Here is a 22,411-nt window from a genome sequence, read left to right on the forward strand (position 1 = left end):
CGGCCGGAGGCGGGTGGGCGATGTCATCGGGGGGACAGGGGCGAGGTAGGGTCGGGGGTGGTCGGGGACATCCCATATTTCGCAGCCGGAGTGGATTCCGGCGAATGAGCGAGGAGATCGGTTCGTGACGATCCGGGTAGGCATCAACGGCTTTGGCCGCATCGGTCGTAACTTCTTCCGCGCCGCCCTGGAGCAGGGCGCGGACATCGAGATCGTGGCTGTCAACGACCTGGGTGACACCGCGACCACGGCGCACCTGCTGAAGTACGACACCATCCTCGGGCGCCTCAAGGCCGAGGTCACCCACACCGCAGACTCCATCACGGTCGACGGCAAGACGATCAAGGTGCTGGCCGAGCGCGACCCCGCCGCGATCGCGTGGGGCGAGCTGGGCGTCGACATCGTCGTCGAGTCGACCGGCATCTTCACCAAGGCCGCCGACGCGGGCAAGCACATCGCGGGCGGTGCCAAGAAGGTCATCATCTCGGCGCCCGCCACCGACGAGGACATCACCATCGTCATGGGCGTCAACCAGGACGCGTACGACGCCGCGAACCACAACATCATCTCCAACGCCTCGTGCACCACGAACTGTGTGGCGCCGATGGCGAAGGTGCTGCTGGAGAACTTCGGCATCGTCAAGGGCCTGATGACCACGGTCCACGCGTACACCAACGACCAGCGCATCCTTGACTTCCCGCACAAGGACCTGCGTCGCGCCCGCGCCGCCGCGGAGAACATCATCCCGACCACGACGGGTGCCGCCAAGGCCACCGCGCTGGTCATCCCGCAGCTCAAGGGCAAGCTGGACGGCATCGCGATGCGCGTGCCCGTCCCGACCGGCTCGGTCACCGACCTGGTCATCGACCTGGAGCGCGAGGTCACCAAGGACGAGGTCAACGCCGCGTTCCTGAAGGCCGCGCAGGGCCAGCTCAAGGGCATCCTGGAGTACACCGAGGACCCGATCGTGTCCTCCGACATCGTCAACTGGCCGGCGTCGTGCACCTTCGACTCCTCCCTGACCATGGCGCAGGGCAAGACCGTCAAGGTCATCGGCTGGTACGACAACGAGTGGGGCTACTCCAACCGCCTGGTGGACCTCACGGTCTTCGTCGGCAACCAGCTCTGACCGGGTAACCGGCAGGCCGGCCAGCAGCCGACACGCACAGCGATGTGAGGGACAGGGTCCGACCGGGCGCGACGGAGCGCCCGGCCGGACCCTGTCTCCGTGCCAGCCCACTCGTAGCAGACGGAGAAACCGCAGAAGATGAAGACGATCGACGACCTCATCGGCCAGGGGCAGGTGGCGGGCAAGCGGGTGTTCGTCCGCGCCGACCTGAACGTGCCGCTCGCGGGACAGACCATCACCGACGACGGCCGGATCAGGGCCGCCGTACCGACCATCACCAGGCTCGCCGAGGCCGGCGCCCGGGTGATCGTCGCCTCGCACCTGGGCCGCCCCAAGGGCGAGCCCGACCCGCAGTTCTCGCTGGCGCCGGTGGCGGCGCGGCTGGGTGAGCTGCTGAGCCGGGACGGCATCAGCACCGCGTTCGCCGCCGACACCGTGGGCGACAGCGCCCGCTCCACCGTGGCGGGCCTGGCGGACGGCCAGGTCGCCCTGCTGGAGAACCTGCGCTTCAACGCGGGCGAGACCGCCAAGGACGACGCCGAGCGCGGCGCCTTCGCGGACGAGCTGGCGGCGCTGGCCGACATCTACGTCGGCGACGGCTTCGGCGCGGTGCACCGCAAGCACGCCTCGGTCTACGACCTGCCGGCCCGGCTGCCGCACGCGGCGGGCGGTCTGATCGCCACCGAGGTCGGGGTGCTGAAGAAGCTCACCGAGGACGTCACGCGGCCGTACGCGGTGGTCCTGGGCGGCTCCAAGGTGTCCGACAAGCTCGGCGTGATCGACCACCTGCTGGAGAAGGCCGACCGCATCCTGGTCGGCGGCGGCATGGTCTTCACCTTCCTCAAGGCCCAGGGCCACGAGGTCGGCAAGAGCCTGCTGCAGGAGGACCAGCTGCCCGTGGTGCGCGAGTACCTGGAGCGCGCCGAGGCCAAGGGCGTGGAGTTCGTGCTGCCCGTCGACGTGGTCGGCGCCACCGAGTTCCCGGACCTGAAGACGCAGGCGCCGTCCTCGCCGGTCACCGCGGCCGTGGACGCGATTCCGGCCGACGTCATCGGCCTGGACATCGGCCCGGAGTCCCGCAAGCTCTTCGCCGCCAAGCTCGCCGACGCCGCCACCGTCTTCTGGAACGGCCCGATGGGCGTCTTCGAGCACCCCGACTACGCCGACGGCACCCGCGCGGTCGCCCAGGCGCTGATCGACTCCCCGGCCTTCACGGTCGTCGGCGGCGGCGACTCGGCCGCGGCCGTCCGCATTCTGGGCTTCGACGAGAACGCTTTCGGCCATATTTCCACCGGCGGCGGCGCCAGCCTTGAATACCTCGAAGGCAAGACCCTGCCGGGCCTTGCAGCACTGGAGGGCTGACGCCCGAGCTCCCGCAGCGGCCGACCGAGGAACGAGGTCGTCCGCGAAGGGTGGGGGCACCCCCCGCCGTAGGTAGGGGGAGAGCAGGAAGTCCGACCAAATAGCTGGAGAGCTGATCCGACATGACAGAGCAGAGCCGCACCCCGCTCATGGCGGGCAACTGGAAGATGAACCTCAACCACCTCGAGGCCATCGCGCACGTCCAGAAGCTCGCCTTCGGGCTCACCGACAAGGACTTCGCGGCCGTCGAGGTCGCCGTCCTGGTGCCCTTCACCGACCTGCGCTCGGTGCAGACCCTGGTCGACGGCGACCGGCTGAAGATCAAGTACGGCGCCCAGGACATCTCGGCGCACGACTCGGGCGCCTACACGGGCGAGATCTCCGGGCCGATGCTGGCCAAGTTCAAGTGCAGCTACGTCGCCATCGGTCACTCCGAGCGACGGCAGTACCACGGTGAGGACGAGGAGGTCGTCAACGCCAAGGTCAAGGCCGCCTTCCGCAACGGCCTCACCCCGATCGTGTGCGTCGGCGAGGGCCTGGACGTCCGCAAGGACGGCCGGCAGGTCCCGCACACCCTGGCGCAGCTGGACGGCGCGCTGAAGGACGTCCCGGTGGCGCAGGCGGCCACCGTCGTGGTCGCCTACGAGCCGGTCTGGGCGATCGGCACCGGCGAGGTGGCCACCCCCGAGGACGCCCAGGAGGTCTGCGGGGCGATCAGGGCGCGGCTGGCCGAGCTGTACGACCAGGAGACCGCCGACGGCATCCGCATCCAGTACGGCGGCTCCGTCAAGGCGGGCAATGTCGCCGCGATCATGGCCCAGCCGGACGTCGACGGGGCTCTGGTGGGCGGCGCCGCACTGGACTCGGACGAGTTTGTGAAGATCGTCCGCTTTCGGGACCAGTGATGTCCGGAGCAGTGTGAAGTACCCTGGCGGGGCCGAACCGTGTAGCCGCACCGTTCGGCCCCGTGCCGTTGTCATGTAGTCGAGAGAGTTGGTCCAGCCGTGGTCATCGGGTTCTCCATCGCCCTCATCATCTTCAGCCTGCTGCTCCTGCTGCTGGTCCTGATGCACAAGGGGAAGGGCGGCGGCCTGTCGGACATGTTCGGCGGTGGCATGCAGTCCTCCGTCGGCGGTTCCTCGGTGGCCGAGCGCAACCTCGACCGGATCACCGTGGTGATCGGTCTGCTGTGGTTCACGTGCATCGTCGTTCTCGGTCTGGTGATGAAGTACCAGAACTGAGACCTGCCCTGGCTCCGCGTCCGACTCCCGCGCATCCAGGGTGAACTGACGCCTCGTCGCCACCGCGGCTTAGTATGGGAAGACGTCTTCGGGGGGCGGGTCGTGCGCCTGCCACTGGACGGCACGTAAGGTCCCCGTAAACTGGGCGATCTGGCAGCACCATCACGCAGGGAGTTACGACCGTGGCAAGTGGCAACGCGATCCGTGGAAGTCGGGTCGGAGCGGGGCCGATGGGAGAGGCCGAGCGCGGCGAGTCCGCGCCGCGCCTCCGCATCTCCTTCTGGTGCTCCAACGGGCACGAGACCCAGCCGAGCTTCGCCAGCGACGCGCAGATCCCGGAGACCTGGGACTGCCCCCGCTGCGGCTTCCCGGCGGGTCAGGACGAGGAGAACCCGCCGGCACCGCCGCGGACCGAGCCCTACAAGACCCACCTCGCCTACGTGCGCGAGCGGCGCTCGGCCGCCGACGGCGAGGCGATCCTCGCCGAGGCGCTGGCGAAGCTGCGCGGCGAGATCTGACGCCAGCTGACGCAGTACGGCGGTGGACACCGCCGGGTCCGCTCCTCCAGGGTGCCGCAGCCTCGTTCCGCAGCATCATCAACTAGCGTTGATCCTGCAGCGAGGACGAGGAGAAGTGGACTGATGTCCGTAACCAACACTCAGGGCCAGAACCGTCTTGACCAGCGCCCCGAATGGCATGCGCTCGGCAAGCACCGTGAGGAAGCGGCGGGCACTCACCTGCGGGAGCTGTTCGACGCGGACCCCGGCAGGGCCGACCGTTACACCCTGCGGGTCGGAGACCTGCATCTGGACTACTCCAAGCACCTGGTGACCGACGAGACGCTGCGGCTGCTGCGCGAACTGGCGTCGGCGGCGGGCGTGTTCGAGCTGCGGGACGCGATGTTCCGCGGCGAGCGGATCAACACCACCGAGGACCGCGCGGTGCTGCACACCGCGCTGCGCGCCCCGCAGTCCGCGACGATCGAGGTCGACGGCCACAACGTGATGCTCGGCGTGCACGCGGTGCTCACCAAGATGGGGGTCTTCGCCGACCGCATCCGCTCCGGCGAGTGGACCGGCCACACCGGCAAGCGGATCAGGAACGTCGTCAACATCGGCATCGGCGGCTCCGACCTCGGCCCCGCGATGGCCTACGAGGTGCTGCGCGCCTACACCGACCGCGACATGACGGTGCGGTTCGTCTCCAACGTGGACGGCGCCGACCTGCACGAGGCGGTACGCGACCTGGACGCGGCGGAGACGCTGTTCATCGTCGCGTCCAAGACCTTCACCACCATCGAGACCATCACCAACGCCACCTCCGCCCGGCAGTGGCTGCTCGGGCAGCTCGGCGCCGGCGACGACGCGGTGGCCAAGCACTTCGTGGCGCTGTCGACCAACGCGGAGAAGGTCACCGAGTTCGGCATCGACCCGACCAACATGTTCGAGTTCTGGGACTGGGTCGGCGGCCGCTACTCCTTCGACTCGGCGATCGGCCTGTCGCTGATGCTGGCGATCGGCCCCGACGCCTTCCGGGAGATGCTGGCCGGCTTCCACCTGGTCGACGAGCACTTCAGGACCGCGCCGGCGGAGGAGAACGCCCCGCTGCTGCTGGGCCTGCTCGGCGTCTGGTACGGCGGCTTCCACGACGCCCAGTCGCACGCGGTGCTGCCGTACAGCCACTACCTGAGCAAGTTCACCGCGTACCTCCAGCAGTTGGACATGGAGTCCAACGGCAAGTCCGTCGACCGCGACGGCAACCCGGTGAACTGGCAGACCGGTCCTGTCGTGTGGGGCACGCCGGGGACGAACGGGCAGCACGCCTACTACCAGTTGCTGCACCAGGGCACCAAGCTCATCCCGGCGGACTTCATCGGCTTCGCGCGACCGGTCGCCGAACTCGGCCCGCTGGCCGGGCAGCACGACCTGCTGATGGCGAACTTCTTCGCGCAGACCCAGGCGCTGGCCTTCGGCAAGACCCCCGACGAGGTCAGGGCGGAGGGCGTGCCCGAGGAGCTGGTCCCGCACAAGACCTTCCGCGGCAACCACCCGACGACGACCATCCTGGCGAGCGAGCTGACGCCGTCGGTGCTGGGGCAGCTGATCGCGCTCTACGAGCACAAGGTCTTCGTGCAGGGCGCGATCTGGAACATCGACTCCTTCGACCAGTGGGGCGTCGAACTGGGCAAGGTCCTCGCCAAGCGCGTCGAGCCCGCCCTGACCGAGGGCGCCGACGTCCCCGGCCTCGACCCGAGCACCACGCACCTGGTGGCCAAGTACCGCGAGCTGCGCGGCCGCTGACCGCGCACGAAGGGGCGCCCCCCAGGCCGGGGGGCGCCCCTTTCGTGTGCCGCCTTACGCCGAGGCGGGCGGGTACGGCGGGTAGAGCTGGGGCGGCAGCTTGGCCGCTGCGGCGCGGTCGAGCAGCCAGAGGGTCCTGGACAGGCCCTGGGCGCCCGAGGCGGGCGCCTGGAGCTCTCCCGGGGCCGACAGGGCGAGGGCGACCGCCCCCGCCTTGTCCTCGCCCGCAGCGAGCAGCCACACCTCGTGGGCCGCGCGGATCGCCGGCAGCGTCAGCGAGATCCGGGTCGGCGGCGGCTTCGGGGAGCCGTGGACGCCGACGACCGTACGGGTCTGCTCGCGCACCGCGGGGTGCTCGGGGAAGAGCGAGGCGACATGGGTGTCGGGCCCGACGCCGAGCATCAGCACGTCGAAGGCCGGCACCCGGCCGTGGTCGCCGGGTTCCGCGGCGGCGGCCAGCTCGGCCGCGTAGGCCTCCGCCGCCGCCTCCACGTCGGAGCCGTAGGGACCGTCGGACGCCGCCATCGGATGGACCCTGGCCGGGTCCAGCGGGACGGCGTCCAGCAGCGCCGCGGCCTGCGTGACATTGCGCTCGGGGTCGCCGTCCGGCAGGAACCGCTCGTCGCCCCACCACACGTCCAGCCGCGCCCAGTCCACCGCGTCACGCGCGGGGGACTCGGCGAGCGCGGCCAGCAGCGCGTTGCCGTTGCGCCCGCCGGTGAGCACCACCGAGGCGGCGCCCCTGGCGGCCTGGGCGTCCACGATCCTCGTGATCAGCCGGGCCGCAGCGGCGCGCGCCATCAGTTCCTTGTCCCGGTGGACGACCACCTGGGGGGTGCTCACTTCGACGTCGCCGCCTTGCCTCCCGAGGCCGCCTTCTTCGCGGCCGGAGGTGTGGCGCGGGCCGCGGCGGTCGGGCCGCCGTCGTCCGTGCCCTTGCCGCTCCTGGCGGTGCTGACCAGGTGCTTGACCCCGTACTGCACCGTGGCGCGGTATATGTCGTCGGGGTCGAGCCTGCGCAGCTCCTCCGCGATCAGCTCGGCGGTCTCCCGCCGCTTGAGCGCCACGTGCCGGTCGGGCTGCCCGGGCACCGACAGCTCGGCGAGCCGGCCGTCGGAGCGGTCCAGGCAGATGTCGCCGTCGCCGGTGACCAGCCGCACCGCGGTGATGCCGGGGCCGTCGGAGACCTTCCGCTCCACCTCGACGCCCAGCCGGTCGGCGAGCCACAGCGCGAGCAGTTCGGTGCTCGCGTTGTACGCCTCGCCCTCGACGGCCGCCGCGGTGATCGTGGAGTGCTTCTGGTCCAGGGCCGCCGCCAGCATGGAGCGCCACGGGGTGAGCCGTGTCCAGGCCAGGTCCGTGTCACCGGGGGTGTAGCCATCGGCGCGCACCACGAGCGAGCCGACCGGGTCCTCGGCCGACGACGCGTCGGTGATACGGCGCTGGGCGAGCCGCCCCAGCGGGTCCGTACCGGCCTTCTCCGGCGCCTGGTCGGGCCACCAGCACACGACGGGGGCGTCCGGCAGCAGCAGCGGCAGCACGACGGACTCGGCGTGGTTGGCCAGCTCGCCGTGCATGCGCAGCACCACGGTCTCGCCGGTGCCCGCCTCGTCGCCCACCACGACCTCGGCGTCCAGCCGGGCGCCGGCCCGCTCCCTGGGGGAGCGGCCGGGCCGCTTGATGACGGCGAGGATGCGCGAGGGGTGCTCCCTCGACGCCTCGTGCGCCGCCTTCAGCGCGTCGTAGGCGCTGCCCTCGTCGGTGACGATGACCAGGGTCAGCACCATCCCGACCGCGGGGGTGCCGATGGCCCGCCGGGCGTCGATCAGCCCGGTGTTGATGCGTGCGGACGTGGTGTCCGTGAGATCGATCTTCATGGCCGGCGCCAGCTCCTGCCGTCTCGTGCGAGCATCTCGTCCGCCTCGGCCGGTCCCCACGTGCCGGACGCGTACTGGGCGGGCTTGCCGTGCTTGTCCCAGTAGGCCTCGATCGGGTCGAGGATGGTCCAGGACAGCTCGACTTCCTGATGCCTCGGGAAGAGGTTCGCGTCGCCGAGCAGCACGTCGAGGATCAGCCGCTCGTACGCCTCGGGGCTGGACTCGGTGAAGGACTCCCCGTAGGCGAAGTCCATCGTCACGTCCCGCACCTCGGTGGAGGTGCCCGGTACCTTGGAGCCGAACCGCACGGTGACGCCCTCGTCCGGCTGCACCCGGATGACCAGGGCGTTCTGCCCCAGCTCCTCGGTCGCCCCGGACTCGAAGGGCAGATACGGCGCCCGCTTGAAGATCACCGCGATCTCGGTGACCCGGCGGCCCAGGCGCTTGCCGGTGCGCAGGTAGAACGGCACCCCGGCCCAGCGGCGGTTGTTGATCTCCAGCTTGATCGCCGCGTAGGTGTCGGTCTTGGACTTGGGGTCGATGCCGTCCTCCTCCAGGTAGCCGAGCACCTCCTCGCCGCCCTGCCAGGCGTGCGCGTACTGCCCGCGCACGGTGTGCTTGCCGAGGTCGTCGGGCAGCTGGACGGCGCCCAGCACCTTGAGCTTCTCCGCGGTCAGCGCCTTGGGGTGGAAGGAGCCGGGCTCCTCCATCGCGGTCAGCGCCAGCAGCTGGAGCAGGTGGTTCTGGATCACGTCGCGGGCCGCGCCGATGCCGTCGTAGTAGCCGGCCCGGCCGCCGATGCCGATGTCCTCGGCCATCGTGATCTGCACGTGGTCGACGTACGAGCGGTTCCAGATCGGCTCGTACATCGTGTTGGCGAAGCGCAGCGCCAGGATGTTCTGGACCGTCTCCTTGCCCAGGTAGTGGTCGATCCTGAAGACCTCGTTGGGCGGGAAGACGTCGTGCACGATCCGGTTGAGGTCCTGCGCGCTGGCCAGGTCGTGGCCGAACGGCTTCTCGATGACGGCACGCCGCCACGAGTCGCCGGTGCCCTGCGACAGGCCGTGCTTCTTGAGCTGCTGGACCACGTTCGGGAAGAACTTCGGCGGCACCGACAGGTAGAAGGCGAAGTTGCCGCCCGTACCGCGGGCCTTGTCCAGCTCCTCGATGGTCGACTTCAGCGTCTCGAACGCCGTGTCGTCGTCGAAGTCGCCCTGCACGAAGCGGCAGCCCTCGGCCAGCTGCTGCCACACCTCCTCGCGGAAGGGGGTGCGCGCGTGCTCCTTGACCGCGTCGTGCACTTCCTGCGCGAAGTCCTCGTTCTCCCAGCTCCTGCGGGCGAAGCCGACCAGGGCGAAGCCCGGCGGCAGCAGCCCGCGGTTGGCCAGGTCGTACACCGCCGGCATCAGCTTCTTGCGCGACAGGTCACCGGTGACGCCGAAGATGATCAGCCCCGAGGGGCCGGCGATCCGCGGCAGCCGGCGGTCGAGCGGGTCCCGCAGCGGATTGCTGCCGCGGTCCGGTGTTTCTGTGCTCACCTCAGGCCTCCGAAGGAGCGAGCCGTTCGAGTTCCGCCTTGGTGGAGTCCAGCAGCTCGTTCCAGGCCGCCTCGAACTTCTCGACGCCCTCGTCCTCCAGCAGCTGGACGACGTCGTCGTACGAGATACCGAGCGCCTCGATGGCGTCCAGTTCTGCCCGCGACTGCTCGTAGGTGCCGCGGATCGTGTCGCCGGTGACCGTGCCGTTCTCGGCGGTGGCCTCCAGGGTCGCCTCGGGCATCGTGTTCACCGTGTTCGGCGCGACCAGCTCGGTGACGTACAGCGTCGAGGGGTAGGCCGGGTCCTTGACGCCGGTCGAGGCCCACAGCGGGCGCTGCTTGTTCGCGCCGGACTTCTCCAGGGCCAGCCAGCGGTCGGAGGAGAAGACCTCCTCGTAGGCCTGGTAGGCCAGCCGCGCGTTGGCGACGGCCGCCTTGCCCTTGAGTGCCTTGGCCTCGGTGGTGCCGATCTTCTCCAGCCGCTTGTCGATCTCGGTGTCCACCCGGGACACGAAGAAGGACGCGACCGAGTGGATCCGCGACAGGTCCAGGCCGCCCGCCTTGGCCTTCTCCAAGCCGGTCAGGTAGGCGTCCATGACCTCGCGGTAGCGCGCGAGGGAGAAGATCAGCGTGACGTTGACGCTGATGCCGCGCCCTGTGACGTCGGCGATGGCCGGCAGGCCCGCCTTGGTCGCCGGGATCTTGATCAGCGTGTTCGGCCGGTCCACCAGCCAGGCCAGCTGCTTGGCCTCGGCGATGGTCGCCCGGGTGTTGTGCGCCAGGCGCGGGTCCACCTCGATGGAGACCCGGCCGTCCTGGCCGTCGGTGGCGTCGAAGACCGGGCGGAAGATGTCCGCCGCGTCCCGCACGTCGGCGGTGGTGATCATCCGCACCGCCTCGTCGGGCGTCAGACCGCGCGAGGCGAGGTCGGCGACCTGCGGGTCGTACAGCGCGTCGCCGACGATCGCCTTCTGGAAGATCGACGGGTTGGTGGTGGCGCCGACGACGTGCTGCTGGTCGATCAGCTCGGCCAGGTTCCCCGTCGTGATGCGCCTGCGGGACATGTCGTCCAGCCAGATCGCGACGCCTTCGTCGGAGAGGCGCTTGAGTGCGTCTGTCATGAGAGTTGCATCTCCTGATGTGTCGTGTACCTGCGTCAGCGATCAGCGGCGGCGAGAGATTCCCGCGCCGCGGCGGCCACCGCCTCCGCGGTGAACCCGAACTCGCGGAAGAGCACCTTGGCGTCGGCCGAGGCACCGAAGTGCTCAAGGCTCACGATGCGTCCCGCGTCACCCACGTAGCGGTGCCAGGTCAGCCCGATGCCGGCCTCCACCGCGACCCGGGCCTTCACCGAGGGCGGCAGCACGCCGTCCCGGTAGGCCTGGTCCTGCTCCTCGAACCACTCCACGCACGGCATCGACACCACGCGGGTGGGGATGCCGGCGGCCTGCAGGTCGTCGCGGGCGGCCACGGCGAGCTGCACCTCGGAGCCGGTGCCGATCAGGACGACCTGGGCGGGACCGCCCTCCGCCTCGAACAGCACGTAGCCGCCGCGCGCCGCGTCCTGGTTGCGCTCGTACACCGGCACGCCCTGCCGGGTGAGCGCCAGGCCGTGCGGGGCGCCCTTGCCGAACTCCTTGGTCCAGCGCTTCTGGATCTCCTGCCAGGCCACGACCGTCTCGTTGGCGTCCGCGGGACGGACCACGTTGAGACCGGGGATGGCACGCAGCGACGCCAGGTGCTCCACCGGCTGGTGCGTCGGGCCGTCCTCGCCCAGGCCGATCGAGTCGTGCGTCCACACGTACGTCACCGGCAGGTGCATCAGCGCGGACAGCCGTACCGCGTTGCGCATGTAGTCGGAGAAGACCAGGAACGTACCGCCGTAGACCCGGGTGTTGCCGTGCAGCGTGATCCCGTTCATCTCGGCGGCCATCGAGTGCTCGCGGATGCCGAAGTGGATCGTGCGGCCGTAAGGGTGCGCGCCCGGCAGCGGGTTGCCCTCGGGCAGGAACGACGAGGTCTTGTCGATCGTGGTGTTGTTCGAGCCCGCAAGGTCGGCGGAGCCGCCCCACAGCTCGGGCACGACGGCGCCCAGCGCCTCCAGGATCTTGCCGGACGCGGCCCTGGTGGCCAGCGACGAGCCGACCTCGAACTGCGGCAGGTGCGACTCCCAGCCGGCGGGCAGCTCGGCGGCGGCGATCCGGTCGAAGATCGCGGCGCGCTCCGGGTTGGCGGTGCGCCACGCTGAGAAGGACTTCTCCCAGGCCGACTTGGCCTCGCGGCCGCGGTCGCCGACCGCACGGGTGTGCGCGATGACCTCGTCGGACACCTCGAAGTGCTGCTCGGGGTCGAAGCCCAGCACCTGCTTGGTGGCGCGGATCTCGTCCTCGCCCAGCGCCGAGCCGTGCGCGGCCTCGGTGTTCTGCGCGTGCGGGGCCGGCCACGCGATGATCGAGCGGGCCGCGATGAAGGACGGCCTCTCGGTTTCCGCCTTCGCGGCGAGCAGCGCCTCGTACAGCGCCTGCGGGTCGAGGTCGCCGTTGGGCAGCGGCGCGACGCGCTGCACGTGCCAGCCGTACGCCTCGTAGCGCTTGACGGTGTCCTCGGACACCGCGGTCTCGGTGTCGCCCTCGATGGAGATGTGGTTGTCGTCCCACAGCAGCACCAGGTTGCCGAGCTTCTGGTGGCCGGCCAGCGAGGACGCCTCCGCGGAGATGCCCTCCTGCAGGCAGCCGTCGCCGGCGATCGCCCAGATGGTGTGGTCGAAGGGCGAGGTGCCCGCTGCGGCGTCCGGGTCGAACAGGCCGCGCTCGTAGCGGGCGGCCATCGCCATGCCCACCGCGTTCGCGACACCCTGGCCCAGCGGGCCCGTGGTGGTCTCGACGCCGGTGGTGTGGCCGTACTCGGGGTGCCCCGGGGTGCGCGAACCCCAGGTGCGGAAGCTCTTCAGGTCGTCCAGCTCAAGGCCGTACCCGGCCAGGTAGAGCTGGGTGTAGAGAGTCAGGCTGCTGTGGCCCGCCGAGAGCACGAAGCGGTCGCGCCCGGTCCAGTCGGCGTCCGCGGGGTCGTGCCGCATGACCTTCTGGAACAGCAGGTATGCGGCGGGGGCCAGGCTCATCGCCGTGCCGGGGTGGCCGTTGCCGACCCTCTGCACGGAGTCCATGGCCAGGACGCGGGCGGTGTCGACGGCCCGCCTGTCCAGATCGGTCCACTCAAGGTCTGCGGTGGTCGGCTGCTTGCTCACCCTGGGTCAGGGCTCCTCTCAACAAAAACGTCGAAATGCGCCGGTGACGAGGTGCCTACCCGACACGGCTGAGCCTACCGTCGTGTGCGTGCACCTTTTCGATCCTGCCCTTGTACGTCCGTATTCGCCTCCCGAATGCCGTTAACTCCTGGTGGACGGGGGCCGGGCAACACGATCCACCCCCGGAGGCGGACGGGGTATTCCCTGCGTCTAGAGTGGCGTGGTACGCGCAGGCCGCACCGTGGCCCGGTCGCCCGGTGCAACCGGCGGCCAGGTGCTTGGCGACCTGCTTGACTCATCTCTCTTGGGGTGTTCGTGACGGCCGTCGAATCCCGACCCGCAGGGGTCATCGGGACGGGCTCAGGTCATCGGCCGCTGCAGGCCCGTGTCATGGGGTTCGTGGCACTGACCAAACCGCGCATCATCGAGCTGCTGCTCATCACGACGGTTCCGGTGATGTTCCTGGCGGCCGGCGGGGTTCCCGACCTGTGGCTGGTGCTGGCGACCGTGGTCGGCGGCTACCTGTCGGCGGGCGGTGCGAACGCGCTCAACATGTACATCGACCGCGACATCGACGCGCTGATGCACCGCACCGAGCAGCGGCCGCTGGTCACCGGGCTCGTCTCGCCGCGCGAGGGCCTGGTCTTCGGCATCACGCTGTCGGTGGTGTCCACGGTGTGGTTCGCGGTGCTGGTCAACCCGCTGTCCGCGGGCCTGTCGCTGACCGCGATCCTCTACTACGTCTTCGTCTACACCCTCGGCCTCAAGCGCCGCACCGCCCAGAACATCGTGTGGGGCGGTGTCGCGGGCTGCCTGCAGGTCTTCATCGGCTGGTCCGCGGTGCGCAACGAGCTGGCCTGGGCGCCCTTCGTGCTCTTCCTGGTCCTCTTCTTCTGGACGCCGCCGCACTACTGGCCGCTGTCGATGAAGGTCAAGGACGACTACGAGCGGGTCGGCGTGCCGATGCTCCCGGTGGTCGCGGGCAACCAGGTGGTCGCCCGGCAGATCGTCCTCTACAGCTGGGTGATGGTCCTGACCTCGCTCACCCTGTGGTGGCCGCTGGGCGAGACCTCCTGGTTCTACCCCCTGGTGGCGGTGGCCCTCGGCGGCTTCTGGCTCAAGGAGGCGCACGGGCTGCACGCCCGGGCGAAGGCCGGGGTGACCGGCCCGAAGCTCAAGGAGATGCGGCTCTTCCACTGGTCGATCACCTACGCCACGCTCCTCTTCGTCGCCGTGGCGATCGACCCCTTCCTGCACTAGCCCCTGCGGGCGGCTTCACGGGTGCCCGCTGCGTCGGGCGGTGCTCTTCAGGGGCGCGAGGAGCCCCGCGCTCAGCCGGCCACCGGCGGGTGGTCCGGATCGAACCGAACAGCCCCCTTTCGGACGGTGACGGCGTGCAGCCCGTCGACGGCTGGTCGCGCAGTTCCGCCCCCCGAGCTTCACCTGGGGGTGCCCCCGGGGGTTGCTGCCCCGAACGCTACTCGCGGGTAGCATGCCCCCATGGCTGAATCCAAGGTTGAGCGACGGGTCGGGCGGCTGGCCCGGCAGGTGGACGCGTTCGCGAAGGCGCACGGTGGGGTCGACGTCAGCGTCGAGTACCTGGGCCAGCGCGGAGCGCGCATCGTGCTGGTCGGGCAGGACGGGTCCTGGGGCGACCTCGTCGCACCGACCTACGCCATCGCCCAGGCGGCAGCCACGAGCGCGGACGCCACTGTCAAGGACGCCTTCGACGGCGAGATGGCCGCCCGGGTGCGGACCGGCCGCTACGAGTGGCGCCGGATGGCCGGAATCCAGATGGGCGGCAGGGCCAACACCTGACGACGCCCCGCACCGTTAGGACCCATGGCAGGGTCGTGACGGACGCAGGGCGGCAGGAGGGGCGGCGGATGGCCGGGGCGCGGGGACACCTGGTGGACGCGTACTGCCACGGGGTACTCCCCGGGGATCTGGGGATCGGCGCCTTCGAGGCCCGGCTGCCGGGTGCGGTGGCGCCCCGCACGACGCTGTTCGACAGCCCCGCCGGCTTCGCGGTACGCCGCTGGTGCCCGCCGCTGCTGGGCCTCGAACCGCACTCCTCCCCGGCCCGCTACCTGGCCCGCCGCCGCGAGCTGGGCGCGTACGAGGCGGCCCGGCTGCTGCTTCGCGGCACCGGCATCGGCGCGTACCTGGTCGACACCGGCGAACCCGGCGACCTGACCCCGCCCAAGGAGCTGGGCGCTGCGGGCGGCGCGGCCGCGTACGAGATCGTCCGGCTGGAGCCGCTGGCCCAGCAGGTGGCCGACACCTCGGGCACGGTGGACGGATTTCTGGCCAATCTCGCCGAGTCGGTGCACGGGGCGGCCCTGAGCGCCGTCGGCTTCTCCTGCGCCGCGGAACCGCTGGCGGACGGCTCGGCGCCCGCGCACGGCCCGCCGGGGCCGGTCGAGGTGCGGGCCGCCGCCGCGTACTGGCTGGGCACCCGGCCGGTCGGCGAGCGGCCCGCGGACCCGGTGCTGCTGCGCCACCTGCTGTGGCACGCGGTCGCAGCCGGCCTGCCGCTGGTGCTGCGGCACCGGCAGGACGGGCCGGGTCCCGCGGCCGCGGCGGGTTTCCTGCGGGCCACCGAGGGCCTCGGCACCGACGTGGTGCTGCTGCCGGGGTCTGCGCACGAGGACGCCGCGGCCCGGCTGGCCGCCGACCTGCCGCACGTCTACCTGGCGATCGGCACCGACCCGTCCGGGGTGCTCTCCCGCGCCCCCTTCGGCAAGGTGCTCTACGCCGGGAGCGCGGTCGGCCTGCCCGAGCTGTACGTCACCGGCGCGCGCGGCTTCCTGGCCGCGCTCGACCGGCTGGTCGGCGAGCGGGTCGCGGCGGGGGAGTGGTCAGCGGCGGACGGGCAGCGGGTCGCCGCCCTGGTCGGCGAGGGGAACGCGCGCCGCGTCTACCGGCTTCCTGCCGCCGACGCCGACCGGTTCCGGCACGGCCGCTGACACCGCGCCGGGGGTCTCGCCCGGCTCCGCCAGCGGCCGTTCCCTGAAGGACAGCAGCACCCGCAGGGTCGCGATCCACACCAGGCAGGCGCCGAACATGTGCAGGTCGACCAGGGCCGCCGGCAGGTGGGTGAAGTACTGGACGTACCCGATGACGCCCTGGCCCATCAGCACCGCGAACAGCTCCGCCGACCTGCGCTGCGGCCCGGTCGGCGCGTCGACCGCCCGCAGCACGAACCACAGGGCGGCGGTCAGCCCGACCACCACCCACGCGAAGTCGGCGTGCAGCTGGGCGATGGTCCGCCAGTCGACCTCGATGCGCTGCATGGTGAACTCGCCGCTGGAGTCGCCCGGGTGCGGACCGGCCCCGGTGACCAGGGTGCCCACCACGATCAGCACCGCTGCCGCGGCGGCCAGCAGCTGCCCCAGCTGCCGCACCGGCTTGCCGACCAGGGGCCGCGGCGAGGCGTCGCCCTCCGCGACCCGCTGCCAGGTCAGCACCGCGACGGTGATCAGTGCCGCGGAGAGCAGGAAGTGCAGCGAGACCACGTAGGGGTTGAGCTTGGTGAGCACGGTCAGGCCGCCCCACACCGCGTTGCCCACCACGACCCAGAACTGCGCCCAGGCCAGCCGGTAGAGGCCGGTGCGGTGCGGCCGCATCGCGCGGATCGCCACGATCGCCCAGCCGACGGCGGCGCACAGCACGTACGTCAGCATGCGGTTGCTGATCTCGATGGCGTGGTGGATGCCCATCTCGCGGGTGCCGAGCAGGCTGTCGCCGCTGCACGTGGGCCAGGTCGGGCAGCCGAGGCCCGAGGCGGTCAGCCGGACCGCGCCGCCGGTGATCACGATGACCACCGACATCACCAGGGCGGCGAGCGTCGCGCGGCGGACCGTCACAGGGTTCGGGGTCCACCGGGCGGCGATGAAGGCGAGCGGGTTTCGCGCGATTTCGGGCAGCTTCGGCACGGACACATGGTAGGCGCCGCCCTTGTGCGTGTTTTCACGAGGGGTGCTCCGCCGCGCCGCGCCCCTGCTCCCCGGCGGGGGAGCGGGCTACTCCCAGCGGAAGAAGCGGCCCGCGGCCGCCAGTCCGGCGACCGCCCACACCGCGAGGATGCCCAGGTCGCCCCAGGGCATCGCGGCGCCGTGCTGCAGCACGTCCCGCAGCCCGTCGGACAGCGCCGAGACCGGCAGCAGTTCCAGCACCGGCCGCACGCCGCCGGGGAACTTGTCCATCGGCACGATCACCCCGCCGCCGACCAGCAGCAGCAGGAAGACCAGGTTGGCGGCGGCCAGCGTCGCCTCGGCCCTGAGGGTGCCGGCCATCAGCAGCCCCAGACCGGAGAAGGCGGCGGTGCCGAGCAGCAGCAGGACCAGCACCGCCAGCGGGTTGCCGTGCGGCGACCAGCCCAGCGCGAAGGCGATCACCGTCAGCAGGGCCACCTGCAGCAGCTCGGTGACCAGCACCGAGCAGGTCTTCGCGGTCAGCAGCGCCCAGCGCGGCAGCGGCGAGGCGCCGAGCCGCTTGAGCACCCCGTAGCGCCGCTCGAAGCCCGTCGCGATGGCCTGCCCGGTGAAGGCGGTGGACAGCACCGCGAGCGCGAGCACGCCGGGGGCCAGGAAGTCCACCGACCTGCCCGCGCCGGTGTCGACGATGTCGACGCCGCTGAAGAGCACCAGCAGCAGCGCCGGGATCACCACGGTCAGCAGCAGCTGCTCGCCGTTGCGCAGCAGCATCCTCGTCTCCAGGGCGGCCTGGGCGCGGATCATCGCCGGCAGGCGGGCGGCGCCCGGCGCGGGGGCGAAGGACCCGGCCGCGTACGCCGACTCCGTGGGGGTGGTGGTGGTGGCGGTCATCGGCGCAGCTCCCTGCCGGTCAGTTCCAAGAAGACGTCCTCCAGGGTGCGGCGCTCGACCGAGAGCCGGTCGGGCAGTACGCCGTGCTGGGCGCACCAGGAGGTGACGGTGGCCAGCAGCTGCGGGTCGACCTTGCCCTCGATGCGGTAGCTGCCGGGGCTCAGCTCGGCGGCCGCGCTGTCCGCGGGCAGCGCCTTGAGCAGTGACGCCAGGTCCAGTCCCGGGCGGCCGATGAAGCGCAGGGTGCCCTCGGCGCCGCCCCGGCACAGCTCCTCGGGGGTGCCGTGGGCGATGGACCGGCCGCCGTCGATGATCACCACCTGGTCGGCGAGCTGTTCCGCCTCGTCCATGAAGTGCGTGGTCAGCACCACGGTGGCGCCGTCGGCCCGCAGCTCGCGCACCAGGTCCCAGGTGGCGTGCCTGGCCTGCGGGTCCAGGCCGGCGGTGGGCTCGTCGAGGAAGACCAGTTCGGGGCGGCCCACCACGGCCATCGCCAGCGCGAGCCGCTGCTGCTGGCCGCCGGACAGCCGCCGGTAGGTCGTACGGCCGCAGGACTCCAGGCCCAGGCGCTCGATCAGCAGCGCCGGGTCGATGGGGTGGGCGTGCAGCGCCGCGGTGTGCCGCAGCATCTCCTCGGCGTACGCGCCCGGGTAGACCCCGCCGGCCTGCAGCATCACGCCGATCCTGGGCCGCAGCGCCGCGCCCTGGGTGACCGGGTCCAGGCCGAGCACTCTGACGCTGCCGCCGTCGGGGCGCCGGTAGCCCTCGCAGACCTCGACGGTGGTGGTCTTGCCCGCGCCGTTCGGGCCGAGCACCGCGGTGACGCTGCCGCGCGGCACCGCCAGGTCGAGGCCGTCGACCGCGGTCCTGGTCCCGTACCGCTTGACCAGACCGGCCACCTCGACCGCGGGCTCGTTTCGCATGCGAACGAGTCTAGGGACGCCTGGCGGCGGTTTTGGCGGCAGGGCGGAATTAGGTGACCCTAAGTGATGCAGCACACCGCGTCCGGCAGGGGAGCGGCTTGCCCGCGCCTGATGAATTACGCAACAATGGGGTTGTGAAATACGTCGGTGGTGCCGCCCAAGGGGCGGCGGAGGAGCAGACGACCGGGGAGCGGCGCACCCGCAACCGGGTCGCCCGGTCCATCCTGGACCACGGGCCCTCCACTGCCGCCGACCTCGCCGAGCGGCTCGGCCTGACCCAGGCCGCCGTCCGCCGCCATCTGGACGCACTCGCGGCCGACAATGTCGTCGAGGCCCGCGACCAGCGGGTCTACGGCCACCGCGGCCGCGGTAGACCCGCCAAGGTCTTCGCACTGACCGACTGCGGCCGGGACGCGTTCGACCAGGCCTACGACGTACTCGCCGCCGACGCGCTGCGCTGGATCGCCGAGTCCGCCGGCGGCGGCCAGGACGGCCAGGCCGCGGTCTCCGCTTTCGCCCGCGCCCGCGTCGCTGCGCAGGCCGAGCGCTACCGTGCGATCGTGGACGCGGCGGCCCCTGAGGACCGCACCCGGGCGCTCGCCCGGGCGCTGTCCGCCGACGGGTACGCTGCAACGACCCGCAGCGCCCCGGGACCCGCGGGCGAGCAGCTGTGCCAGCACCACTGCCCGGTCGCCCATACGGCCGAGCAGTTCCCCGAACTGTGCGAGGCGGAGGCCGAGGTCTTCTCCCGCCTGCTCGGGACGCACGTCCAGCGGCTGGCCACCATCGCGCACGGCGACGGCGTATGCACCACCTTCGTCCCGCAGGCCCCGCAACCGGCCGAGCCGGACGGCGACGACCGGCCCGCGGCGCACCCCGCACAGACCCAGACCACCGACCAGGCATCTGCCAGCACGTCCGGGAGGAACCCCGCATGACTGCTCCCACGGAGACCACTCACCCGGAGCTCGAGGGCATCGGCACGTACGAGTACGGCTGGGCCGACTCCGACGTCGCGGGCGCGGCCGCACAGCGCGGCCTGTCCGAGGCCGTCGTCCGTGACATCTCCGCGAAGAAGTCCGAGCCCGAGTGGATGCTCAAGCTCCGGCTCAAGGGTCTGCGGCTGTTCGGCAAGAAGCCCATGCCGACCTGGGGCTCGGACCTGTCCGGTATCGACTTCGACAACATCAAGTACTTCGTGCGGTCCACCGAGAAGCAGGCGGAGTCCTGGGAGGACCTGCCCGAGGACATCAAGAACACCTACGACAAGCTGGGCATCCCCGAGGCGGAGAAGCAGCGGCTGGTCGCCGGTGTCGCGGCGCAGTACGAGTCCGAGGTCGTCTACCACCAGATCCGCGAGGACCTGGAGGAGCAGGGCGTCATCTTCCTGGACACCGACACCGCGCTGCGCGAGCACCCCGAGCTGTTCCAGGAGTACTACGGCACGGTCATCCCGGCCGGCGACAACAAGTTCGCGTCGCTGAACACGGCGGTGTGGTCGGGCGGCTCGTTCATCTACGTGCCGAAGGGCGTGCACGTCGACATCCCGCTGCAGGCCTACTTCCGGATCAACACCGAGAACATGGGCCAGTTCGAGCGGACGCTGATCATCGTCGACGAGGACGCCTACGTCCACTACGTCGAGGGCTGCACCGCGCCGATCTACAAGTCCGACTCGCTGCACTCCGCGGTCGTCGAGATCATCGTGAAGAAGGGCGGCCGCTGCCGCTACACGACGATCCAGAACTGGTCGAACAACGTCTACAACCTGGTGACCAAGCGCGCCGTCGCCTACGAGGGCGCCACCATGGAGTGGGTCGACGGCAACATCGGCTCCAAGGTCACCATGAAGTACCCGGCCGTCTACCTGATGGGCGAGCACGCCAAGGGCGAGACGCTGTCCATCGCCTTCGCGGGCGAGGGCCAGCACCAGGACGCCGGCGCCAAGATGGTGCACATGGCGCCGAACACCTCGTCGAACATCGTCTCCAAGTCGGTGGCCCGCGCCGGCGGCCGCACCTCCTACCGCGGTCTGATCGAGATCGGCGAGGGCTCGGCCGGATCGAAGTCGAACGTGCTGTGCGACGCGCTGCTGATCGACACGATCTCCCGCTCCGACACCTACCCGTACGTGGACGTCCGCGAGGACGACGTGTCCATGGGCCACGAGGCCACCGTCTCCAAGGTCTCCGACGACCAGCTCTTCTACCTGATGAGCCGCGGCATGACCGAGTTCGAGGCCATGGCGATGATCGTGCGCGGCTTCGTCGAGCCGATCGCCAAGGAGCTGCCGATGGAGTACGCCCTGGAGCTCAACCGGCTGATCGAGCTGCAGATGGAAGGCGCCGTCGGCTAGCGCCGGGCCTTCCCCCTCGTCCACCAGCCCCCCGGCTGCACCGGACTGTCGACACCGGATGGAAAGCGACCGGAGGCGAGCGAACACATGAAGAAAGCGAGCTGTACGACTAGCCATGGCTGACAACACTCCTGCGGGCAGCACCACGGACGGTGCCATTACGGTGGGGCAGCCCGCCGACGCCCGGGTCAGCGCCGCCCCGTCCTACGACGTGGCCGACTTCCCGGTGCCGCACGGCCGTGAGGAGGAGTGGCGCTTCACTCCGCTGGAACGGCTGCGCGGCCTGCACGACGGCACGGCCGAGGCCACCGGCGGGCTGCGCGTCGAGGTGACCGCGCCGGACGGCGTCACGGTGCAGACCGTGGACCGTACCGACCCGCGGGTCGGCAGGGCGGGCAAGCCGGTCGACCGGGTCGCCGCCCAGGCGTACAGCTCGTTCGAGAAGGCCTCGGTCGTCAGCATCCCCAAGGAAGCGATCCTGACCGAGCCGGTCAGGATCGCCGTGCACGGCGAGGGCGGCACCGTCTACGGCCACCAGGTCGTCGAGATCGGGGCGTTCGCCGAGGCCGTCGTCGTCATCGAGCACACCGGTGACACCACCATGGCCGCCAACGTCGAGTACCTGGTCGGCGACGGCGCCAAGCTCACCGTGGTCTCCGTGCAGGACTGGGACGACACCGCCGTGCACGCCGCCCAGCACACCGCGCTGATCGGCCGGGACGCCACCTTCAAGTCGGTGGTCGTCACCCTCGGCGGCGACCTGGTCCGGCTGCACCCGCGGGTCGTCTACGGCGCCCCCGGCGGCGAGGCCGAGCTGTACGGGCTGTACTTCACCGACGAGGGCCAGCACCAGGAGCACCGCCTCTTCATCGACCACGACACCCCGCACTGCCGCTCGAACGTCGCCTACAAGGGCGCGCTCCAGGGCCAGGACGCCCACGCGGTGTGGATCGGCGACGTGCTCATCAGGGCCGCGGCCGAGGGCACCGACACCTACGAGCTGAACCGGAACCTCGTCCTCACCGACGGCGCCCGGGTCGACTCGGTGCCGAACCTGGAGATCGAGACCGGCGAGATCGTCGGTGCGGGACACGCCTCCGCGACCGGCCGCTTCGACGACGAGCAGCTGTTCTACCTGCAGTCCCGCGGCATGCGCGCCGACGACGCCCGCCGCCTGGTGGTGCGCGGCTTCTTCGGCGAGCTGGTCCAGCAGATCGGCCTCGCCGACCTCGAGGAGCGGCTGATGGCGAAGATCGACGCCGAACTGGAGGCGTCCGTCGGATGACCGCCACCGATTCGTACGTGCGCGTCTGCGCGCTCGGCGACCTCGCCGAGGACACCCCGCACCGGGTCGAGGTCGACGGTGTGCCGGTCTCCGTGGTCCGCACCACGGGCGATGTCTTCGCGATCAACGACATCTGCTCGCACGCCAACGTCTCGCTCTCCGAGGGCGAGGTCGAGGACTGCCAGATCGAGTGCTGGCTGCACGGGTCGAGCTTCGACCTGCGCACCGGCAAGCCGTCCGGGCTGCCCGCCACGCGGCCCGTGCCCGTATACCCCGTCAAGATCGTTGGGGACGACGTGCTCGTCTCCGTCACCCAGGAGTCCTGAGT

The 22,411-nt window shown here is 71.0% G+C and carries 21 protein-coding genes; 13 read left to right on the forward strand and 8 right to left on the reverse strand.

Annotation, left to right across the window (positions count from 1 at the left end; all coding sequences use genetic code 11):
* Positions 1 to 124: 124 nt before the first annotated feature.
* The 6 genes from gap to pgi all read left to right on the forward strand — a co-directional run bounded on the left by gap (position 125) and on the right by pgi (position 6,032).
* A complete protein-coding gene (gap, locus tag NFU81_RS15300) occupies positions 125 to 1,129 on the forward strand; it encodes a type I glyceraldehyde-3-phosphate dehydrogenase (protein ID WP_251489892.1) in 1,005 nt (334 codons plus the stop codon).
* A gap of 138 nt (positions 1,130 to 1,267) precedes the next feature.
* On the forward strand, positions 1,268 to 2,491 hold the full coding sequence (locus NFU81_RS15305) for a phosphoglycerate kinase (protein ID WP_251489894.1): 1,224 nt from the start codon (positions 1,268 to 1,270) through the stop codon (positions 2,489 to 2,491).
* Positions 2,492 to 2,613: 122 nt separating this feature from the next.
* Entirely contained in the window at positions 2,614 to 3,396 is a 783-nt protein-coding gene (tpiA, locus tag NFU81_RS15310) for a triose-phosphate isomerase (RefSeq protein WP_251489896.1), read from the forward strand.
* A 99-nt stretch (positions 3,397 to 3,495) separates the two neighbouring features.
* Positions 3,496 to 3,732 (forward strand): preprotein translocase subunit SecG, encoded by a 237-nt coding sequence (gene secG / locus NFU81_RS15315; protein ID WP_251489898.1) that lies wholly within the window; start codon positions 3,496 to 3,498, stop codon positions 3,730 to 3,732.
* A gap of 182 nt (positions 3,733 to 3,914) precedes the next feature.
* On the forward strand, positions 3,915 to 4,250 hold the full coding sequence (locus NFU81_RS15320) for an RNA polymerase-binding protein RbpA (RefSeq protein WP_073497103.1): 336 nt from the start codon (positions 3,915 to 3,917) through the stop codon (positions 4,248 to 4,250).
* A gap of 123 nt (positions 4,251 to 4,373) precedes the next feature.
* Positions 4,374 to 6,032, forward strand: coding sequence for a glucose-6-phosphate isomerase (gene pgi, locus NFU81_RS15325; RefSeq protein WP_251489900.1), 1,659 nt, complete (start codon positions 4,374 to 4,376; stop codon positions 6,030 to 6,032).
* A gap of 54 nt (positions 6,033 to 6,086) precedes the next feature.
* On the opposite strand, the gene pgl is transcribed toward pgi, so the two are convergent.
* From pgl to tkt, 5 genes are read right to left on the reverse strand one after another with little or no spacing between them, the layout of a single operon-like run.
* Entirely contained in the window at positions 6,087 to 6,833 is a 747-nt protein-coding gene (gene pgl, locus NFU81_RS15330) for a 6-phosphogluconolactonase (RefSeq protein WP_251490080.1), read from the reverse strand.
* A gap of 38 nt (positions 6,834 to 6,871) precedes the next feature.
* Positions 6,872 to 7,909 carry a glucose-6-phosphate dehydrogenase assembly protein OpcA gene (gene opcA, locus NFU81_RS15335; RefSeq protein ID WP_251489902.1) on the reverse strand — a complete coding sequence of 346 codons (1,038 nt, stop codon included), beginning with the start codon at positions 7,907 to 7,909 and terminating at the stop codon, positions 6,872 to 6,874.
* Positions 7,906 to 9,447: a glucose-6-phosphate dehydrogenase gene (gene zwf / locus NFU81_RS15340; RefSeq protein WP_251489904.1), complete on the reverse strand. Its 1,542-nt coding sequence runs from the start codon at positions 9,445 to 9,447 to the stop codon at positions 7,906 to 7,908. The genes opcA and zwf overlap by 4 nt, the downstream gene beginning before the upstream one ends.
* Position 9,448: 1 nt before the next feature.
* Complete coding sequence (gene tal, locus NFU81_RS15345) at positions 9,449 to 10,567, reverse strand: transaldolase (protein ID WP_251489906.1); 1,119 nt, start codon at positions 10,565 to 10,567, stop codon at positions 9,449 to 9,451.
* 35 nt (positions 10,568 to 10,602) lie between these two features.
* Positions 10,603 to 12,690, reverse strand: a complete 2,088-nt coding sequence (gene tkt, locus NFU81_RS15350) for a transketolase (RefSeq protein ID WP_251489908.1) — start codon at positions 12,688 to 12,690, stop codon at positions 10,603 to 10,605.
* A gap of 315 nt (positions 12,691 to 13,005) precedes the next feature.
* Here tkt and NFU81_RS15355 point away from each other — a divergent pair, with 315 nt between their 5' ends.
* From NFU81_RS15355 to NFU81_RS15365, 3 genes are all read left to right on the forward strand, one after another.
* Positions 13,006 to 13,950, forward strand: coding sequence for a heme o synthase (locus NFU81_RS15355; protein ID WP_251489910.1), 945 nt, complete (start codon positions 13,006 to 13,008; stop codon positions 13,948 to 13,950).
* A gap of 240 nt (positions 13,951 to 14,190) precedes the next feature.
* Positions 14,191 to 14,508, forward strand: coding sequence for a hypothetical protein (locus tag NFU81_RS15360; protein WP_251489912.1), 318 nt, complete (start codon positions 14,191 to 14,193; stop codon positions 14,506 to 14,508).
* A gap of 68 nt (positions 14,509 to 14,576) precedes the next feature.
* Positions 14,577 to 15,659, forward strand: coding sequence for an amidohydrolase (locus NFU81_RS15365; protein WP_251490082.1), 1,083 nt, complete (start codon positions 14,577 to 14,579; stop codon positions 15,657 to 15,659).
* On the opposite strand, the gene NFU81_RS15370 is transcribed toward NFU81_RS15365, so the two are convergent.
* The 3 genes from NFU81_RS15370 to NFU81_RS15380 form a co-directional block, all read right to left on the reverse strand.
* A complete protein-coding gene (locus tag NFU81_RS15370) occupies positions 15,552 to 16,628 on the reverse strand; it encodes a COX15/CtaA family protein (protein ID WP_251489914.1) in 1,077 nt (358 codons plus the stop codon). The genes NFU81_RS15365 and NFU81_RS15370 overlap by 108 nt on opposite strands.
* An 87-nt stretch (positions 16,629 to 16,715) precedes the next feature.
* Positions 16,716 to 17,519, reverse strand: coding sequence for an ABC transporter permease (locus NFU81_RS15375; RefSeq protein WP_251489916.1), 804 nt, complete (start codon positions 17,517 to 17,519; stop codon positions 16,716 to 16,718).
* The gene (locus tag NFU81_RS15380) at positions 17,516 to 18,442 is read right to left on the reverse strand and encodes an ABC transporter ATP-binding protein (RefSeq protein ID WP_251489918.1); all 927 of its coding nucleotides are present in this window, start codon (positions 18,440 to 18,442) and stop codon (positions 17,516 to 17,518) included. Before NFU81_RS15380 ends, NFU81_RS15375 begins: the two co-directional genes overlap by 4 nt.
* A 134-nt stretch (positions 18,443 to 18,576) precedes the next feature.
* Here NFU81_RS15380 and NFU81_RS15385 point away from each other — a divergent pair, with 134 nt between their 5' ends.
* The 4 genes from NFU81_RS15385 to NFU81_RS15400 all read left to right on the forward strand — a co-directional run bounded on the left by NFU81_RS15385 (position 18,577) and on the right by NFU81_RS15400 (position 22,409).
* Complete coding sequence (locus tag NFU81_RS15385; RefSeq protein ID WP_251489919.1) at positions 18,577 to 19,380, forward strand: helix-turn-helix transcriptional regulator; 804 nt, start codon at positions 18,577 to 18,579, stop codon at positions 19,378 to 19,380.
* Positions 19,377 to 20,798 carry a Fe-S cluster assembly protein SufB gene (sufB, locus tag NFU81_RS15390; protein WP_251489920.1) on the forward strand — a complete coding sequence of 474 codons (1,422 nt, stop codon included), beginning with the start codon at positions 19,377 to 19,379 and terminating at the stop codon, positions 20,796 to 20,798. The genes NFU81_RS15385 and sufB overlap by 4 nt, the downstream gene beginning before the upstream one ends.
* A 115-nt stretch (positions 20,799 to 20,913) precedes the next feature.
* The gene (gene sufD, locus NFU81_RS15395) at positions 20,914 to 22,083 is read left to right on the forward strand and encodes a Fe-S cluster assembly protein SufD (RefSeq protein WP_251489922.1); all 1,170 of its coding nucleotides are present in this window, start codon (positions 20,914 to 20,916) and stop codon (positions 22,081 to 22,083) included.
* Positions 22,080 to 22,409: a non-heme iron oxygenase ferredoxin subunit gene (locus NFU81_RS15400; RefSeq protein ID WP_251489923.1), complete on the forward strand. Its 330-nt coding sequence runs from the start codon at positions 22,080 to 22,082 to the stop codon at positions 22,407 to 22,409. The genes sufD and NFU81_RS15400 overlap by 4 nt, the downstream gene beginning before the upstream one ends.
* The last annotated feature ends 2 nt before the right edge of the window (positions 22,410 to 22,411 follow it).

The sequence above is a fragment of the Actinacidiphila cocklensis genome (assembly GCF_907177275.1).
Taxonomy (GTDB): Bacteria; Actinomycetota; Actinomycetes; order Streptomycetales; family Streptomycetaceae; genus Actinacidiphila; species Actinacidiphila cocklensis.

Excerpts from the sequence above, each read along its gene's own strand:
- NFU81_RS15305 (WP_251489894.1), top strand. The coding sequence starts at position 1,268 with ATGAAGACGATCGACGACCTCATCGGCCAGGGGCAGGTGGCGGGCAAG.
- tpiA (WP_251489896.1), top strand. The coding sequence starts at position 2,614 with ATGACAGAGCAGAGCCGCACCCCGCTCATGGCGGGCAACTGGAAGATG.
- pgi (WP_251489900.1), top strand. The coding sequence starts at position 4,374 with ATGTCCGTAACCAACACTCAGGGCCAGAACCGTCTTGACCAGCGCCCC.
- pgl (WP_251490080.1), bottom strand. The coding sequence starts at position 6,833 with ATGGCGCGCGCCGCTGCGGCCCGGCTGATCACGAGGATCGTGGACGCC.
- opcA (WP_251489902.1), bottom strand. The coding sequence starts at position 7,909 with ATGAAGATCGATCTCACGGACACCACGTCCGCACGCATCAACACCGGG.
- tal (WP_251489906.1), bottom strand. The coding sequence starts at position 10,567 with ATGACAGACGCACTCAAGCGCCTCTCCGACGAAGGCGTCGCGATCTGG.
- NFU81_RS15360 (WP_251489912.1), top strand. The coding sequence starts at position 14,191 with ATGGCTGAATCCAAGGTTGAGCGACGGGTCGGGCGGCTGGCCCGGCAG.
- NFU81_RS15365 (WP_251490082.1), top strand. The coding sequence starts at position 14,577 with ATGGCCGGGGCGCGGGGACACCTGGTGGACGCGTACTGCCACGGGGTA.
- NFU81_RS15375 (WP_251489916.1), bottom strand. The coding sequence starts at position 17,519 with ATGACCGCCACCACCACCACCCCCACGGAGTCGGCGTACGCGGCCGGG.
- NFU81_RS15380 (WP_251489918.1), bottom strand. The coding sequence starts at position 18,442 with ATGCGAAACGAGCCCGCGGTCGAGGTGGCCGGTCTGGTCAAGCGGTAC.
- sufB (WP_251489920.1), top strand. The coding sequence starts at position 19,377 with ATGACTGCTCCCACGGAGACCACTCACCCGGAGCTCGAGGGCATCGGC.
- sufD (WP_251489922.1), top strand. The coding sequence starts at position 20,914 with ATGGCTGACAACACTCCTGCGGGCAGCACCACGGACGGTGCCATTACG.
- NFU81_RS15400 (WP_251489923.1), top strand. The coding sequence starts at position 22,080 with ATGACCGCCACCGATTCGTACGTGCGCGTCTGCGCGCTCGGCGACCTC.